The organism is Blastomonas ursincola, assembly GCF_013607875.1.
In the GTDB taxonomy this organism is placed as follows: Bacteria; Pseudomonadota; Alphaproteobacteria; order Sphingomonadales; family Sphingomonadaceae; genus Blastomonas; species Blastomonas ursincola.
Map to the genome: position 1 here is coordinate 171,656 of NZ_VDES01000003.1, position 15,393 is coordinate 187,048.

14 protein-coding genes are annotated in these 15,393 nt (G+C 66.0%); 11 read left to right on the forward strand and 3 right to left on the reverse strand.

Annotated features, from left to right (window positions below; translation table 11 throughout):
• Positions 1-33: 33 nt before the first annotated feature.
• Both gloB and pcaF read left to right on the forward strand, forming a co-directional pair.
• Entirely contained in the window at positions 34-762 is a 729-nt protein-coding gene (gloB, locus tag FG486_RS14660) for a hydroxyacylglutathione hydrolase (protein WP_181268089.1), read from the forward strand.
• 32 nt (positions 763-794) lie between these two features.
• Positions 795-1,997, forward strand: coding sequence for a 3-oxoadipyl-CoA thiolase (gene pcaF / locus FG486_RS14665; protein WP_181268090.1), 1,203 nt, complete (start codon positions 795-797; stop codon positions 1,995-1,997).
• Positions 1,998-2,117: 120 nt separating this feature from the next.
• On the opposite strand, the gene FG486_RS14670 is transcribed toward pcaF, so the two are convergent.
• Complete coding sequence (locus tag FG486_RS14670; protein ID WP_181268091.1) at positions 2,118-3,722, reverse strand: leucyl aminopeptidase; 1,605 nt, start codon at positions 3,720-3,722, stop codon at positions 2,118-2,120.
• Positions 3,723-3,852: 130 nt separating this feature from the next.
• Between FG486_RS14670 and FG486_RS14675 the strand changes: the two genes are divergently transcribed.
• Both FG486_RS14675 and FG486_RS14680 read left to right on the forward strand, forming a co-directional pair.
• Positions 3,853-4,332, forward strand: a complete 480-nt coding sequence (locus FG486_RS14675; RefSeq protein ID WP_181268092.1) for a TspO/MBR family protein — start codon at positions 3,853-3,855, stop codon at positions 4,330-4,332.
• 83 nt (positions 4,333-4,415) lie between these two features.
• Positions 4,416-5,729 (forward strand): FAD-dependent oxidoreductase, encoded by a 1,314-nt coding sequence (locus FG486_RS14680; RefSeq protein WP_181268093.1) that lies wholly within the window; start codon positions 4,416-4,418, stop codon positions 5,727-5,729.
• A 17-nt stretch (positions 5,730-5,746) separates the two neighbouring features.
• On the opposite strand, the gene FG486_RS14685 is transcribed toward FG486_RS14680, so the two are convergent.
• Together FG486_RS14685 and FG486_RS14690 are read right to left on the reverse strand one after the other, a co-directional pair.
• Positions 5,747-7,000 carry a dihydroorotase gene (locus FG486_RS14685; protein ID WP_181268094.1) on the reverse strand — a complete coding sequence of 418 codons (1,254 nt, stop codon included), beginning with the start codon at positions 6,998-7,000 and terminating at the stop codon, positions 5,747-5,749.
• Positions 6,997-8,001, reverse strand: coding sequence for an aspartate carbamoyltransferase catalytic subunit (locus FG486_RS14690; protein ID WP_422125058.1), 1,005 nt, complete (start codon positions 7,999-8,001; stop codon positions 6,997-6,999). The genes FG486_RS14685 and FG486_RS14690 overlap by 4 nt, the downstream gene beginning before the upstream one ends.
• A 119-nt stretch (positions 8,002-8,120) precedes the next feature.
• On the opposite strand from FG486_RS14690, the gene FG486_RS14695 reads away from it, so the two are divergent.
• The 7 genes from FG486_RS14695 to FG486_RS14725 all read left to right on the forward strand — a co-directional run bounded on the left by FG486_RS14695 (position 8,121) and on the right by FG486_RS14725 (position 15,392).
• Entirely contained in the window at positions 8,121-9,038 is a 918-nt protein-coding gene (locus FG486_RS14695) for an SMP-30/gluconolactonase/LRE family protein (RefSeq protein ID WP_181268095.1), read from the forward strand.
• 117 nt (positions 9,039-9,155) lie between these two features.
• Positions 9,156-10,259 carry a DUF2855 family protein gene (locus FG486_RS14700; RefSeq protein WP_181268096.1) on the forward strand — a complete coding sequence of 368 codons (1,104 nt, stop codon included), beginning with the start codon at positions 9,156-9,158 and terminating at the stop codon, positions 10,257-10,259.
• Complete coding sequence (locus FG486_RS14705) at positions 10,256-10,912, forward strand: HAD-IA family hydrolase (RefSeq protein ID WP_181268097.1); 657 nt, start codon at positions 10,256-10,258, stop codon at positions 10,910-10,912. Before FG486_RS14700 ends, FG486_RS14705 begins: the two co-directional genes overlap by 4 nt.
• A gap of 29 nt (positions 10,913-10,941) precedes the next feature.
• Complete coding sequence (locus FG486_RS14710; protein ID WP_241695868.1) at positions 10,942-11,829, forward strand: cyanophycinase; 888 nt, start codon at positions 10,942-10,944, stop codon at positions 11,827-11,829.
• A 4-nt stretch (positions 11,830-11,833) separates the two neighbouring features.
• Positions 11,834-12,796 carry a metal-dependent hydrolase gene (locus FG486_RS14715; protein ID WP_181268099.1) on the forward strand — a complete coding sequence of 321 codons (963 nt, stop codon included), beginning with the start codon at positions 11,834-11,836 and terminating at the stop codon, positions 12,794-12,796.
• Positions 12,793-14,187, forward strand: a complete 1,395-nt coding sequence (locus FG486_RS14720) for a cryptochrome/photolyase family protein (protein WP_181268100.1) — start codon at positions 12,793-12,795, stop codon at positions 14,185-14,187. Before FG486_RS14715 ends, FG486_RS14720 begins: the two co-directional genes overlap by 4 nt.
• Positions 14,188-14,201: 14 nt before the next feature.
• Complete coding sequence (locus tag FG486_RS14725; protein ID WP_194249926.1) at positions 14,202-15,392, forward strand: serine hydrolase domain-containing protein; 1,191 nt, start codon at positions 14,202-14,204, stop codon at positions 15,390-15,392.
• Position 15,393: the final 1 nt, after the last annotated feature.

Here is a 15,393-nt window from a genome sequence, read left to right on the forward strand (position 1 = left end):
GCAAGCGCAGTGCGATTGGGCACAACGCTTGGCATGATCGAAATTGCCCGCATCCCCGCCCTGTCCGACAATTACATCTGGCTGGTGCACGAGCCGGTGAGCGGTGAGACCGTCGTCATCGACCCTGCCGAGGCCGAGCCGGTGCTCGCCGCGGCCGAGGCGCGTGGATGGGCGATCACGCAGATCTGGAACACGCACTGGCACCCCGATCATGTCGGCGGCAATGCCGCCATCAAGGCGGCGACCGGCTGCGCGATCACCAGCCCGGAGGCCGAGCGCGATCGGATCGCAACCTTTGACGTGACGGTGAAGGGCGGCGACGTGGTGCATCTGGGTGCGCTGAAGGCGGATGTGATCGATGTGCCCGCGCATACCGCAGGCCATATCGCCTATCATCTGCCCGATGAGCAGGCGATCTTTGTCGGCGATACGCTGTTCGCGATGGGCTGCGGGCGGTTGTTCGAGGGCACGGCCGAGCAGATGTTCGCCAACATGACGCGGCTGGCGGCGCTGCCCGGCGAGACTGCGGTCTATTGCGCGCACGAGTATACCGAATCGAACGGGCGCTATGCGCTGGTCGCCGAGCCCGACAACCAGGCGCTGGCCGAGCGGATGGAGCAAGTGCTGGCGATGCGCGCGCGCGGCGAGCCGACCGTGCCGACCACGATCGCGCTCGAACGCGCCACCAATCCCTTCATGCGCGCCCGCTCCGCCGACGAGCTCGCCGAGCGCCGCGCCGCCAAGGACAATTTCCGGGGCTGAGACCACCGGATCGATACCTGAGAGGACCTGCCATGACCGAAGCCTTTATCTGCGACGCGGTGCGCACGCCGATCGGACGTTATGGCGGCGGGCTGGCGAGCGTCAGGCCCGACGATCTGGCGGCGGTGGTGCTGCGTGCGCTGGTCGGGCGCAATCCGGGGCTCGATGCAGCCGCGGTCGACGATGTGCTGATGGGCTGCGCCAATCAGGCCGGTGAGGACAATCGCAACGTCGCGCGGATGGCCGCATTGCTCGCGGGCCTGCCGGAGAGCGTGGGTGGGGCGACGATCAACCGGCTGTGCGGATCGGGGCTCGACGCGGTGGGCAGCGCCGCGCGCGCGATCCGTTCGGGAGAGGCCGATATGATGATCGCGGGCGGCGTGGAAAGCATGACCCGCGCGCCGTTCGTGATGCCCAAGGCAGGCACCGCCTTTGCCCGCGACAATGCTGTCTATGACACCACCATCGGCTGGCGCTTCGTCAATCCGCTGATGAAAGCGGTGCATGGCGTCGATTCGATGCCCGAGACCGCGGAGAATGTCGCCGAGGATTTCGGCATCGCCCGCGCCGACCAGGACGCGTTCGCGCTGCGCAGCCAGCAGCGCGCCGCCGGAGCGCAGGAATCGGGGCGGTTGGCGGCGGAGATCGTCCCGGTCAGCATCCCGCAGCGCAAGGGCGAACCGCTGATCGTCGATACCGACGAGCATCCGCGCATGACCTCGATCGAGGCGCTGAGTGCGCTCAAGCCCATCGTGCGCCCCGGCGGCACGGTGACGGCGGGCAATGCCAGCGGCGTCAACGATGGCGCGGCAGCGCTGATCGTCGCGTCCGAAGCCGCTGCGGTGCGCCATGGCCTGACCCCGCGCGCGCGGATCATCGGCACGGCGGTGGCGGGCGTGCCGCCACGCATCATGGGCTTTGGTCCCGCCCCCGCTGTGCAGAAGCTGCTTAGCCGGGCGCGGGTGACGCTAGGCGAGGTCGACGTGATCGAGCTCAACGAGGCCTTTGCCGCGCAGGGCCTCGCCGTGCTGCGCCAGCTCGGCCTGCCCGACGATGCGGCGCATGTGAACCCCAATGGCGGGGCGATCGCGCTGGGCCATCCGCTAGGCATGTCGGGCGCGCGGCTCGCGCTCACCGCCACCGAAGAGCTGCAGCGCACCGGCGGACGCTATGCGATCGCGACGATGTGCATCGGCGTGGGGCAGGGGATCGCCATGCTGATCGAGCGGGTGTAACCCGAGGCGTCAGACCCCACCGTCATTCCCGCGAACGCGGGAATCCCGCTTTCTTGCAGACGCTGAATCAGCAAAGCGGGACCCCCGCTTTCGCGGGGGTGACGGGCCAGTTTCGTGCTATCACTCCCCAGCCACCTTGGGCACCGGCTGGAAATCGCGCACGAAGCGCTCGAGCAGGCGCACGCCATAGCCGGTCGATCCCGCAGGTTTCAGATCGTTCGCGCCGCCCCAGGCCATCCCTGCGATGTCGATATGCGCCCAGGGCGTTTCGGGCTTCACGAACGCGCCGATGAAATGCGCGCCCGCGCCGGCTCCGGCGCCACCTGCACCCGAATTCTTGATATCGGCGATGGTCGATTTGGTGTCCTCGGCATAGCTCGGGTGCAGCGGCATGCGCCAAAGCGCGTCGCCGCTCGCGTCGCCTGCTTTCATCAGCTGATCGGCCAGCGGATCGTGGCGGCTGAACAGCCCGGCATAATCGTCGCCCAATGCGGTCATGATCGCGCCGGTCAACGTCGCCATGTCGACGATCGCTGCTGGGTTGAGCTTCGCATCGGCATAGGCAACCGCATCGGCGAGGACGAGGCGGCCTTCGGCATCGGTCGAGATGATCTCGATGGTCTTGCCGTTCATTGCCTGCAGCACGTCTGCGGGGCGCGCGGCATTGCCGTCGGGCATGTTTTCCGACAGCGCCGCGATCGCGACGACATCGACCGGCGCGCGCGATTTGGCCAGCGCCAGCGCTGCGCCGACCACGCTCGCCGCGCCCGACATGTCGAACTTCATGTCGCCCATGCCGGCCCCGGCCTTGAGCGAGATGCCGCCGCTGTCGAAGGTGATTCCCTTGCCCGCGAGCACGACCGGACCGGTCGAAGGTGCACCGCGTCCGGTATAGCGCACGATCAGCATGCGCGGCGGCCGCGCCGATCCGCGTCCCGAACCCAGGATCGAGCCCATTCCGAGCTTTTCCATCGCAGGCACGTCGAGCGCCTCGATCGTCACGCCGGGGACGCCCGCAAAGGCTGCGCGGGTGCGTTCGACAAAGCTTTCGGGATAGATGACGTTGGCCGGCTCGTTCGAAAGGTCGCGCGCGAAGGCCATCGCCTCGACCAGCGGCTTGCCGCGTCCTTCATAGGCGGCGCGGGCGGCCTCGCCGCTTTCGGTGACGATGGTCGTCGCGGCCATCGCAGCGGCCTCGCGCGCCTTGGCCTGATAGAGGTCCGAGCGATACTCGCCGATGCCCATGCCGGTGGCGAGCTCGGCCACCGCCTCGGCGGGCAGGCCATTTGCCAGCACGGTGATCGGGCCCTTGTCCTTCAAGATCGCGCGCCCGGCCGCGACGCCAAGCTTCTGCACGGCTGCCGCGCTGAGGTCCGACCCTGTGCCGACCACATGGATACGATCCCATCCGCCGATCCCGCGCAGGCTGAGCGTGCCAGACTTATAGTCGAACTCCGCTGCGGCGAGCGCACGCGCGATCGCGGTGCGTTCGGCTTCAGAGATGGCGCTGGCGCGGCTCGCGAGATCGGCTTCGCTGGCGAGCGGCAGCACGAGCGTTCCCGAAGCGGCGGGCAGGGTGCTGCTGAAGCTGACTGGGCGGAATTGCGCCTTTGCAGCCTTGAGCGTCAGCGAGGGCTTCACCGCCTCCTGTGCGTGTGCGGCCAGGGGCAATGCCATGGTCAGTACGGCGAAGCTGCTGGCGACCAGCAGGTGACGGATACGCATCAGGAAACCCCTTTTGTCTTCGTAACATTGGCAACCATATCAGCAGCTTGAGCCGCTGGCGGCAAGCAAAGATGCGCGCTGAGAGCCGATGGCATTGTCTTGTCTGCCCCTCAACCCCATGTGCTGACCCATGTTCAGCACCCCCGTCATCGCCGCAATCGCCTGGGCCGTCATTCTGGGCGGCGCCGGCGGGCTGCTGACCGAGATCGGAGCGTGGTACAGGAACCTTAGGAAACCGAGCTGGCAGCCGCCTGACTGGCTGTTCGGTCCGGCCTGGACGATCATCCTCGGCCTCGCCGCCTGGACCGCCGTGCTGGCGTGGAACGGCACGCAGACCGAGGGCGACCGGATGATCGTTATCGCGCTCTATGTCGCGAATTTCGTGTTTCACCTGCTCTGGTCGCCTCTATTCTTCAAGTTCAAGCGGCCCGACTGGGCGCTGGTCGAGGTCGTCTTCCTCTGGGCGTCGGTGTTCGCGATGTGCGTCTGGCTGCGGCCCTATTCGGTGCTCGCGAGCTGGCTGATCGTGCCCTATCTCGTCTGGGTGAGCTTTGCAGCGATGCTCAACGCCAAGATCGTGCAGCTCAATCGCCCGTTCCGCCGCGCCTGAACTTTATCGGATGGGGTGCGCCAAATCGCTTGGTGACCCGATAAACTGTGTTAACTTTGCTTGACACTATTCAGGGGACCGGTGTGAGCGACCAGAAGACGCAGATTGTCGTGGTGGGCGGAGGCGCTGGCGGGCTCGAGCTGGTACGACGGCTCGGCAGCAAATACGGCCGCGACAAGCACGACATCATCCTGGTCGACCGCAACCTCACGCATATCTGGAAACCGCTGCTGCACGAGGTCGCCGCAGGCTCGCTCGACGCCAATCTCGACGAGGTCGGCTATGGTGGCCATGCGGTGCGCTGGGGTTATCGTTTCTTCAACGGGGCGCTCGAAAGCATCGACCGCACGACGCGGCATATCACCACCGCGCCGCTGCTGGACGATGCTGGCAAGGAGGTGATCGGGCGGCACCGCATCCGCTATGATTATCTGGTGCTCGCCTTTGGCGGTGTCTCGAACGATTTCGGCGTGCCGGGCGTGCGCGAAAATGCCCAGTTTCTCGAGCATCGCGGCCAGGCGGACAGCTTCCGCCAGAAGCTGCTCAATGCGTGCCTGCGCGCCAATCACGAGCATAACACCGGCAATCCCGAAGCGCGGGTGCGCATCTGCATCATCGGTGGCGGGGCGACCGGGGTCGAGCTCTCGGCCGAGCTGTACAACGCCGCCAAGTCGCTGCGCTATTACGGCCTCGAGGTGTTCGACGAGAGCAAGCTCGAGGTCACGCTGCTCGAGGCGGGACCGCGCATCCTGCCGCAGATCGATGCCGAGCTGGCAGGCACGGCGCGGCACGAGCTCGAGCAGCTCGGCGTCAGCGTGCGCGAGAATACCCAGGTCGTGCAGGTCAACGAGCATTCGGTCGAGACCAAGGCCGGAGAGGCGATTCCCGCCGACCTGATCGTCTGGGCTGCCGGGGTGAAAGGTGCCGATGGCGTCACCGAGATGAGCGATCTCGAACTCAACCGGCTCAGCCAGTTCGTGGTTCGGCCGACACTGCAGACGACATTGGACGACCATATCTTCGCACTGGGCGATTGCGCCTCATGCCTGCTGCCCGGCCAGGAGCGACCGATCCCGCCGCGCGCGCAATCGGCGCACCAGATGGCAAGCCATGTCTTCGACAATCTGTGCCGGATGCAGGCGGGCAAGCCGCTCAAGGATTTCGTGTACAAGGACCATGGCTCGCTGGTGTCATTGAGCCGTTTCTCGACCGTGGGCAGCCTGATGGGCAATCTGGTCGGCGGGCGCATGGCGGTGGAAGGCCGACTGGCGCGCTGGGCGTACCAATCGCTCTACCGCATGCACCTGATCGCGATCCACGGCTGGTGGCGCGGCATATCGCTGATCGTCATCGGCCATGTGAACCAGATCGTGCGGCCCAAGCTGAAGCTGCACTGACCAGCGCGGCGACGCCTTCAGCCGCTGCGCTGATCCACCAGCCTGCCGCCCTTGAACAGCGCAAGGCAGCGGCCCTGCACCGGCAGCTTGTCGAACGGCGTGTTGCCGGCAGCCGCCGCCATCTTGCCCGAATCGACCTGCCAGGGCCGATCGGGATCGATCAGCACGATATCCGCCTCATGCCCGGTGCGCAGCGCGCCCGCTTGGACGCCGAGCAGCTTGGCCGGGTTGGCGGCGATCAGGTCGAACAGCCGTCCTGTCGAAATCAGGCCATCGCGCACCAGCCCCAGCGACAGCGGCAGCAGCGTTTCGGCCCCCGCCATGCCGGGCGCGGCATCGGCAAAGGGCAGGCGCTTGTCCTCGGGGCCGCGCGGATCGTGACCCGAAGCGATGACATCGATCGTGCCGTCCTTGACCGCTTCGAGCGCGGCCTGGCGATCATCCTCGCTGCGAAGCGGCGGCGACAGACGCGCGAAGGTGCGGAAACCGCCGAGCGCCACATCCGAGAGGAACAGGTGCGCTGGCGTGATCCCTGCGGTGACGCTCAGTCCTTCGGCCTTGGCCGCGCGGATCAGCGCGAGGCCCGCGCGCGTCGTCACCTGGCGGAAATGGACTTTGCAGCCCGTCATCCGCACCAGCGCAAGATCGCGCGCGATGGCGATGCTCTCGGCCTCGGCGGGGGCCTGGGGCAGGCCCAGCCGGGTCGCCATCTCGCCTGAAGTGGCCACCGCCGTGCCCGACAGGCCATGGTCCTGGCTATGCACGATCAGCGGCAGGTCCAGCATCGCGCAATATTGCATCAGCCGGTGCATCACGCCGGTATCGACGATCCAGCGTCGCCCGGTGGCGACGGCGCGCGCGCCCGCCTCCTGCATCAGCGCGATCTCGGCCATCTCGGCACCCGCCAGGTCGCGCGTCGCGGCGGCCAGAGGGTGCACCCAGAAATCCGGCTTGCCCGAATAGGCGGCAAAGCGCACGCGCGCCGGGTGATCGAGCGGCGGATTCTGATCGGGCATCAGCGCCGCACGGCTGATCCCACCGAAATGGAAGGCGGGAAGGTCGATCGCGAACACGCCGAGGTCCACCAGGCCGGGCGCGATCAGCGCGCCCTTCGCGTCGTGGACGCGGTCGTCCGCGCTCGGCGTGATCCTGCCGATCTCGGCGATGCGGTCGCCCAGCACGCGGATACCGCCCTCGACCGGCTCGCCCTCTCCCGGCAGGATCAGGCGGCCATTGACGATGCTCAGCGGAGCCAGCGGGGTCTTGCTCATGCCCAGCCCTCCACGCCGCGCCGTCTGCGCGTCAGCACGTCCAAACACGCCATGCGCATCGCCACGCCCATCTCGACCTGATCGGTGATCGCCGAGCGCTGGACATTGTCCGCGATATGGCTGTCGATCTCGATCCCCCGGTTCATCGGCCCGGGGTGCATCACCAGCGCATCGGGCTTGGCCAGCGCCAGCTTCGCATCGGTCAGCCCGTAGAGATGACGGAATTCGCGCGGCGAGGGGATGAACTGGCCCTGCATCCGCTCGTTCTGCAGCCGCAGCATCATCACGACATCGGCGCCCTCGAGCGCCTCGGCAAAATTGCGACAGGGTGTGCCGCCCATCGATTCGACCGCAGGCGGCATCAGCGCCGGGGGGCCGGCGACGCGCACGTCTGCGCCCAGGGTCGAAAGGCAGATCATGTTCGATCGCGCGACGCGGCTGTGGAGGATGTCGCCGCAGATTGCGACCCGCAGCCCGGCGATCTGCCCCTTGCGGCGGCGGATGGTCAGCGAATCGAGCAGCGCCTGGGTCGGGTGCTCGTGCGTGCCGTCGCCTGCGTTCAACACCGGACAGCCCACCTTGTCGGCGATCAGTTGCACCGCGCCCGAGCTGCCGTGGCGAATGACGATAGCATCTGCGCGCATGGAATTGAGCGTCACCGCCGTGTCGATCAGCGTCTCGCCCTTTTTCACGCTCGATTGCGCGGCGTGCATGTTGACCACATCCGCGCCCAGGCGCTTGCCCGCGATCTCGAACGACAGCAGCGTGCGCGTCGAATTTTCGAAAAACGCATTGATCAGCGTGAGGCCTGCGAGCCGGTCGTCATGCTTGGTCGCCTGGCGATTGAGATCGACCCATTGCTCGGCCTCGTCGAGCAGGAACTCGATCTCCCAGGGCTGGAGCCCCGCGATTCCCAGCAGATGCCGGTGCGGAAAGGCCATGCTGCCGGGCGGATAATCGCTGGCAGGGCGGCGGGCGGAGGGGGTGTTCGGCGATGTCATTAAAGGCGAGCGTCTAGGACCGAATCGGCTTTGGCTCAAGCGTGTGTTTTCAGCTGTGGACAGGGGAGCTGACTGCCGCAATGATGCGCTGACAAGAATGTAAGCGAGAGGGATTCTGGATGAAACTGGTAACCGAAGGGCTGCGCTTTCCTGAAGGGCCGGTGGCGATGCCAGATGGCAGCGTCGTATTGGTCGAGATCGAGCGCGGCTGCGTCACGCGCGTCGCGCCTGATGGCACGCAGCATGTCGTGGCGCAGCTGGGCGGGGGCCCGAATGGCGCGGCGATCGGTCCCGATGGCAAGCTCTATGTGTGCAACAATGGCGGCTTCCATTATGTCGAGCGCGCCGGACTGCTGATCCCGCATGGTCAGCCCGACGATTATTCCGGCGGAAGGATCGAGCGCGTGGACCTCGAGACCGGCGCGGTCGAGACGCTCTACAAGTCGGGCGATTTCGGCTGCACGTTGCGCGGGCCCAATGACATCGTGTTCGATGATGCCGGCGGCTTCTGGTTCACCGATCACGGCAAGACCCGGCGGCGCGAGCGTGACGTGACCGGCGTCTTCTATGCGCGCGCCGATGGCTCGCTGCTCAAGGAAGTCATCTTTCCGATGGAAAACCCCAACGGCATCGGCCTCTCGCCCGACGGCAAGCGGCTCTACGTCGCGGAGACCTATACCTGCAAGCTCTGGGCCTATGACATTGCCGCGCCCGGCGAGATCGCGTTCAGCCAGGGGCTGCTCGGGCCGGGCGGCACCTTTCTCTACAGCCCGTCGGGATACACGTTCTTCGATTCGCTCGCGGTCGACGGCGCGGGCAATATCTGCGTCGCGACCATCGGGCAGAGCGGCATTTCGGTGGTCTCACCGGAAGGCGAACTGGTCGAGTTCGTCGCCACCGACGATCCGTTCACGACCAATATCTGCTTCGGCGGGCCGAACCTGAAGACCGCGTACATCACGCTTTCAGGCACTGGCAGGCTGGTCAAGATGGACTGGCCGCGCGGTGGGGCGAAGTTGCATTATCTGAACGCTTGATCGTCATCCCCGCGAAGGCGGGGGTCCCGCTTTGCGGTCGTGCACAATGGGACAAGCGGGACCCCCGCCTTCGCGGGGATGACGAAGACTGGAATTCTTGGATTGAGGGAAAACGCCATGACCGACCAACGCTGGGCGATCGATATCGACCGTGACACCATCGCTGACGCTCGCATTGTCGAGGAGCCGCAGGCCGACCTGCCCGAAGGCGCGATCGAGGTGAAGCTTGACCTCTACGCGATGACCGCGAACAACGTGACCTATGCCGTGTTCGGCAAGCCGCTCGGGCTGTTCGGCAACGATCAGGGCTATTGGGATTTCTTCGCCGAGCGCGAAGCGCCGGGGCGGCTGCCGGTCTGGGGCTTTGCCACGGTGAGCCGCAGCAACCATCCCGACGTGCCGGTGGGGACGCAATATTACGGCTATTATCCGATGGCGAGCCATGCGCTGCTGCATCCGGGCCGGGTGAGCGCCAACGGCTTTACCGACACGACCCCGCGCCGCGCGACGCTGCCGATCATCTACAACCAGTACCAGCGGCTCGACGCGCTGGGCGATTATCGCGCCGAGCACCATGATTATTGGCCGGTCTTCCGTCCGCTGTTCCTCACCGGCTGGTTGATCGCCGATCAGCTCGAGGACGAGGGCGATTATGCTGCGCAGCAAATTCTGGTCGCCAGTGCGTCGAGCAAGACCGCGATCGGCCTTGCGCATGCGCTTAAGCAGCGCGGCAGCGGTCCGCAGGTTGTGGGCCTGACGAGCGGGGGCAACGCCGCCTATGTCGAATCGCTCGGCCTGTACGACCGCGTCGTCGCCTATGACGATATCGGCGCGATGGACGCCTCCGTTCCGAGCGCGATGGTCGATATGGCGGGCAACCCGAAGGTCGCAGCCGCAGTCCACAACCATTTCGCCGATGCGCTGAAGGCCTCGATCGTGGTTGGTAAGTCGCATTGGGATGCGAATGATGACCCCGGCGCGATCGCTGGCCCGCCGCGCCAGATGTTATTCGCACCGGGCCGCAGCGAAAAGCGCATCGCCGAATGGGGCCCGGACGGCTTCCGCCAGAAGCTCGAAGCCGCCTGGCTCGGCTTTGCCGATCTGGCCCCGAAACTGCTGTCGATCGACAAGCGCCAGGGCGCCGAGGCCGCGCTCGCCGCCTATGCCGAAACGGTCGCGGGCAAGGCCGATGCGAGGACGGGGCTGGTCATTATTCCATGAGCTTCCAGGCGGTCATTTTCGATTTCGGCGGGGTGATCACCTCGTCGCCATTCGAGGCGTTCAATCGGCTCGAGGCGGAGCGGGGGCTGCCGCGCGATTGCGTGCGGCGGATCAACGCGACCAATCCCGACTACAATGCTTGGGCGAAGTTCGAGCGCGCGGAGATCGATGCCGCCGCTTTCGATACTGCCTTTGCCGAAGAAGCGGCGGCGCTGGGTCTGGCGATCCGGGGCAGCGATGTCATCTCCTGCCTGGCAGGCGATGTGCGCCCTCGCATGGTCGCGGCGCTCGATGCGCTCAAGGAAGAAGGGCTGACCATCGGCTGCATCACCAACAATGTCCGCGCGGGCAAGGGATCGGCGATGGTGTTCGACGATGCGCGCGCGGCCGAGATCGCGGCGATCATGGCGCGGTTCGACCATGTCATCGAAAGCAGCAAGGCTGGGGTGCGCAAGCCCGATCCGCGCATCTATGCGATGATGTGCGAGGCGATCGGGATAGCACCGGATGCGTGCATCTATCTCGACGACCTGGGCGTGAATTGCAAACCCGCGGCGGCTTTGGGCATGGCCGCGATCAAGGTGAGCGGCGAGGATCAGGCGCTGGCCGATCTGCGCGCACTGCTGGGCCGTCCGGAAGGCTGGCCCGGCTGATGCGGTTTTGGGGGGCAATCCTGTTGGCGATGGTGGCGGTCCCGGCTCAGGCCGAGCGGGGAACCGTTGTCGTGGTCGGCGGGGCATTGGCGGACGACAATGCCGATGTGTATCGCGCGATGATCAAAGCCATGCCAGCCGACGCGCCCGATGTGGTCATCATCCCCGCTGCTTCGGGCATTATCGGTCGATCGGTTCCGCGCGCTGCCAAGGCCTTTGCCGCACATGGCGTTGATCCCGCCCGCATCGTCACGGCGCACATAGCCTTGGTCGATGATCCCGATACGCCGGACGTCGACGAGTCGCGCTGGAATGCGGGCGGCAGCGATCCAGCAGAGATTGCCAAGATCGAGAAAGCAGGCCTGATCTGGATGCTGGGCGGCGACCAGCTGCGGATCATGGCAGCGCTGATCAAGCCCGATGGCAGCGATACACCTATGCTGGCCGCCATCCGCAAACGGCTGGATAAGGGAGCGGTGATCGGGGGCACCAGCGCGGGTGCGGCTGTGATGGGCGAGCACATGATCGGATGCGGCAGCCCCGAGGTGGCGCTGACGGCTCCGGTCTCGCGCGATTTCAAGGATTGCGACGGCAAGGCCGAGGATGCCCGCGACGTGCCACTGGTGTTGGGGCGTGGCCTCGGCTTTCTTCCCGGGATCGTGTTCGACCAGCATTTCAGCCAGCGCGCACGGCTGACGCGGCTCGTTCGGGCGGTGGCCTGTATCGAAGCGGACGCGGTGACCGGGATCGGGATCGACGAGGACACAGCCTTTGTCTTCGACATCGGGCACGAGACCGGCATTCCGGTGGGGCGTGGCACCATCACTGTCGTTGATCCGTCAGAGGGGCATCGGTCCTGCGACAATGCGGTGATGGAAAATGTCCGCTTCGCGCGCTTCCCGGCGATGAAGGAATAACCGCATGGACAATTTCACCCACAGCCTCGCCGGATGGGCGCTGGGCCAGGCGGGACTCAAGCGCCTGACCGGGCTCGGGGTGCCGACGCTGATCATCGGGGCAAACCTGCCCGATATCGATGCGGTGCTGAGCGTGCTCGGCACCCAGTCGCTCGCGCTGCGGCGCGGGGTTACGCACGGGCCGATCGCGCTGCTGGTGCTGCCGATCCTGCTCACGGTGGCGATGGTCTGGTTCGACCGCTGGCAGGTACGGCGGCGCAAGCGTCCGCGCGACCGCCTGCCGGTGCGACCAGGGGCGCTGCTGCTGCTCGCCTATATCGGCACGCTATCGCATCCGGCGCTCGATTATCTCAACAATTACGGCATCCGCCTGCTCGAACCCTTCGCGCCGCGCTGGTTCTATGGCGATACCCTGTTCATCGTCGATGCGGCGCTGTGGACGATCCTGCCGCTCGGCATCTGGCTGTCGCGCAAATGGGAGGCGGCAGGCCGTCCGGGCTGGGAACGGCCCGCGCAAGCGGTGCTGGTTCTGGCCTTGCTCTACATCTCGGGCAACTATGCGCTCTCGAGCCATGCCGAAGCGCAGGTGGCGCAGAGGCTGGAGGCCGAACGCGGCATCACTCCCGATCTGGTGATCGCCAATGCGGTACCGGTGCTGTTCTGGCAGCGCGCGATGCTGTGGCGCGGCGATGCGATGATCGGGCGCGGGGCCTATGACGCGCTGGGCACCCCGGCGCTGACGCTGCAGCCGGGCAGCACTGCGACCAACATGGCCAGCCCGTGGGTCGCGCGCGCCGCCGCACAAAATGCTGATGCGCGGGCCTTTTTGTTCTGGGCGCGGATGCCATATGCACGGCTGACCGACATATCGGGGGGCAAGAGGGTGGTGCTGCGCGATGCGCGCTTCGACAGTTCGCCGATTGCTGACCGGTTCACGGTCACAGTCGATGTGAAGGATGTTCGATGACCCGCCCCGTGATCGTCTGGCTGCGCCGCGACCTGCGCCTTGCCGACCAGCCTGCTTTCGCCGCCGCCGCCAAGGCCGGACCCGTGATCCCGGTCTATGTGCTCGACGACGAGACGCCCAAGCATCGCAAGATGGGCGGGGCGTCGCGCTGGTGGCTGCATCATAGCCTGGCGTCGCTGGCGACCGATCTGGAAAAGATCGGCTCGCGTCTGATCCTGAAGCGCGGCGTCGCGGCAGAGGTACTGGCGAAGCTGGCGAAGCAGACCAACGCGGCCGCGATCCACTGCCTGCGCCATTACGAGCCATGGTGGCGCAATGCCGAACGCGCGCTCAAGGGGCAGTTGTCCGAGGGCTGCGCGCTCGAATGCCATCACGGCAATTACCTGATGCCGCCCGGATCGGTCACCACCGGCAGCGGCCAGCCTTACAAGATCTACACGCCCTTTTGGCGCGCGCTGGCGCAGCACATGCCGCCACCCGAGCCGGTGCCTGCGCCGAAGAGGCTCGACGCGCCCCAAAGCTGGCCCGAGAGCGACACGCTCAGCGACTGGGACCTGCTGCCGACCAAGCCTGATTGGGCCAAGGGCTTTGCCGAGGAATGGACACCGGGCGAGGCAGGCGCGGCAGAGCGGCTCAAGGCCTTCCATGCGCGCGCGCTGCATTACGAGGCATGCCGCAACCTGCCTTCGGTCGAGGGCACCTCGCGCCTGTCGCCGCATCTGCATTTCGGCGAGATCTCTCCCGCCACCGTCTGGCACGCGACGATGGAGGCGGGCGGTTCGGTCGAGACCTTCCTCAAGGAACTGGTCTGGCGCGATTATGCGCAGAACGTGATCCTGCAATATCCCGATTATGCCAAGGCCAATGCCCGCGACGGCTTCGACAAATTCCCCTGGCGCGATCCGTCCGACCCGGACGTGGCGGCGGATATCAGGGCGTGGCAGCAGGGGCGCACCGGCTATCCACTGGTCGATGCCGGGATGCGCCAGCTCTGGGCGACCGGATGGATGCACAACCGCGTGCGCATGGTCACCGCCTCATTCCTGATCAAGCATCTGCTGGTCGACTGGCGCGAGGGCGAAAAGTGGTTCTGGGACACTTTGGTCGATGCCGATTACGGCTCCAACGCGACCAACTGGCAATGGACATCGGGCACTGGCGTCGATTCGAACATGTTCGTGCGGATCATGGCGCCGCTGACCCAGTCGGAGAAGTTCGATGCGGCGGGCTATATCCGGCAATGGGTGCCCGAGCTCGCCGGTCTGTCCGACAAGGCGATCCACGATCCCGAGGCTGCGGGCAAATATGTGAAGGGCTATCCCAAGAAACTGATCGGGCATAAGGAAGCCAGAGAACGAGCGCTCGCAGCGCACGGAAAGATAAAGGCATGAGAGGAGAGAAGGTTATGCGGGTCTGGAAAACTCTGGCGGCGGCTTGTGCGCTGGCGATCGGCGCGGGCGGTGTGGCGCTGGCGAAGGATGAGGCGGCCCCGGCGGTCAAGCCGATCACGCAGATGAGCGCGGCGGAGCTGGAGAAGGTGCGCACCGCCGGCGCGCAGATACTGTTCTGGTCCGATGCGCAGCGCGCTGCCAATTTCCGCGCCATGGAGGCGCAGTTCCCCGGCACGACCGCGAAGCATGGCACCCCGCGCGCGCTGCCCAAGGGCGAACCTCTGGCGATCAGCGATGCCGATGTTGATGCGTTTATGGCCGCGCAGAATGTCGCAGGGTTGATGGTGATCCAGGACGGCAAGGTCCGGCTGGAAAAATACGGGCTGGGGATGAAGCCTGAAGATCGCTGGACCAGCTTCTCGGTCGCCAAGTCCTTCACCTCGACGCTCGTCGGCGCGGCGGTGAAGGACGGGTTTATCGCTTCGATCGACGATCCGGTGACCAAATACGTCCCCGAACTCAAGGGCAGCGGCTATGACGGCGTGACCGTCAAGCAGATCCTGACCATGACCTCGGGGGTCAAGTGGAACGAGGATTATACCGACCCGAACAGCGATGTCGTGAAGATGCTCTCGGTACCCGTTGGGCCGGGCGAGGACCCCAATACCGCTTACCTCAAGACGCTGCCGCGCGAGGCCGAGCCGGGTACCAAATGGGTGTACAAGACGGGCGAAACCAACCTGATCGGCGTGATTGTCCAGCGTGCGACGGGCAAGACGTTGACCGAATATGCGCAGGAGAAGATCGTCAAGCCGGCGGGCTTCGAGGGCGACCTGTTCTGGATGGTCGATTCCGCTGGACAGAATGTCGGCGGCTGCTGCCTGTCGATCCGGCTGGCCGATTATGCCCGCATGGGGCTGTTCGCGCTCGAAGGCGGCAAGGGCCAGGTTCCCGATGGCTGGTTCGCCGAAGCGGGCAAGGAACAGGCGCCGATCGGTTTGCCGGGCTTCGGCTATGGCTATCAGTGGTGGACCTATCCGGGCGGCGCCTGGGGCGGGCAGGGCATTTTCGGCCAGGCGATCCTGATCGTGCCGCAGAAGAACCTTGTCGTTGCGGTGGTGAGCAACTGGCCCAAGGCAAGCGGTGGCGATCTGCGCGTGCCGCAGTTGCAGTTCTTCCAGAAGCTCGCCATGGCGGCGAATTGAG

Excerpts from the sequence above, each read along its gene's own strand:
- FG486_RS14725 (WP_194249926.1), top strand. The coding sequence starts at position 14,202 with ATGCGGGTCTGGAAAACTCTGGCGGCGGCTTGTGCGCTGGCGATCGGC.
- FG486_RS14710 (WP_241695868.1), top strand. The coding sequence starts at position 10,942 with ATGGTGGCGGTCCCGGCTCAGGCCGAGCGGGGAACCGTTGTCGTGGTC.
- FG486_RS14700 (WP_181268096.1), top strand. The coding sequence starts at position 9,156 with ATGACCGACCAACGCTGGGCGATCGATATCGACCGTGACACCATCGCT.
- FG486_RS14705 (WP_181268097.1), top strand. The coding sequence starts at position 10,256 with ATGAGCTTCCAGGCGGTCATTTTCGATTTCGGCGGGGTGATCACCTCG.
- FG486_RS14690 (WP_422125058.1), bottom strand. The coding sequence starts at position 8,001 with ATGACATCGCCGAACACCCCCTCCGCCCGCCGCCCTGCCAGCGATTAT.
- FG486_RS14720 (WP_181268100.1), top strand. The coding sequence starts at position 12,793 with ATGACCCGCCCCGTGATCGTCTGGCTGCGCCGCGACCTGCGCCTTGCC.
- FG486_RS14715 (WP_181268099.1), top strand. The coding sequence starts at position 11,834 with ATGGACAATTTCACCCACAGCCTCGCCGGATGGGCGCTGGGCCAGGCG.
- FG486_RS14695 (WP_181268095.1), top strand. The coding sequence starts at position 8,121 with ATGAAACTGGTAACCGAAGGGCTGCGCTTTCCTGAAGGGCCGGTGGCG.
- pcaF (WP_181268090.1), top strand. The coding sequence starts at position 795 with ATGACCGAAGCCTTTATCTGCGACGCGGTGCGCACGCCGATCGGACGT.
- gloB (WP_181268089.1), top strand. The coding sequence starts at position 34 with ATGATCGAAATTGCCCGCATCCCCGCCCTGTCCGACAATTACATCTGG.
- FG486_RS14675 (WP_181268092.1), top strand. The coding sequence starts at position 3,853 with ATGTTCAGCACCCCCGTCATCGCCGCAATCGCCTGGGCCGTCATTCTG.
- FG486_RS14685 (WP_181268094.1), bottom strand. The coding sequence starts at position 7,000 with ATGAGCAAGACCCCGCTGGCTCCGCTGAGCATCGTCAATGGCCGCCTG.
- FG486_RS14670 (WP_181268091.1), bottom strand. The coding sequence starts at position 3,722 with ATGCGTATCCGTCACCTGCTGGTCGCCAGCAGCTTCGCCGTACTGACC.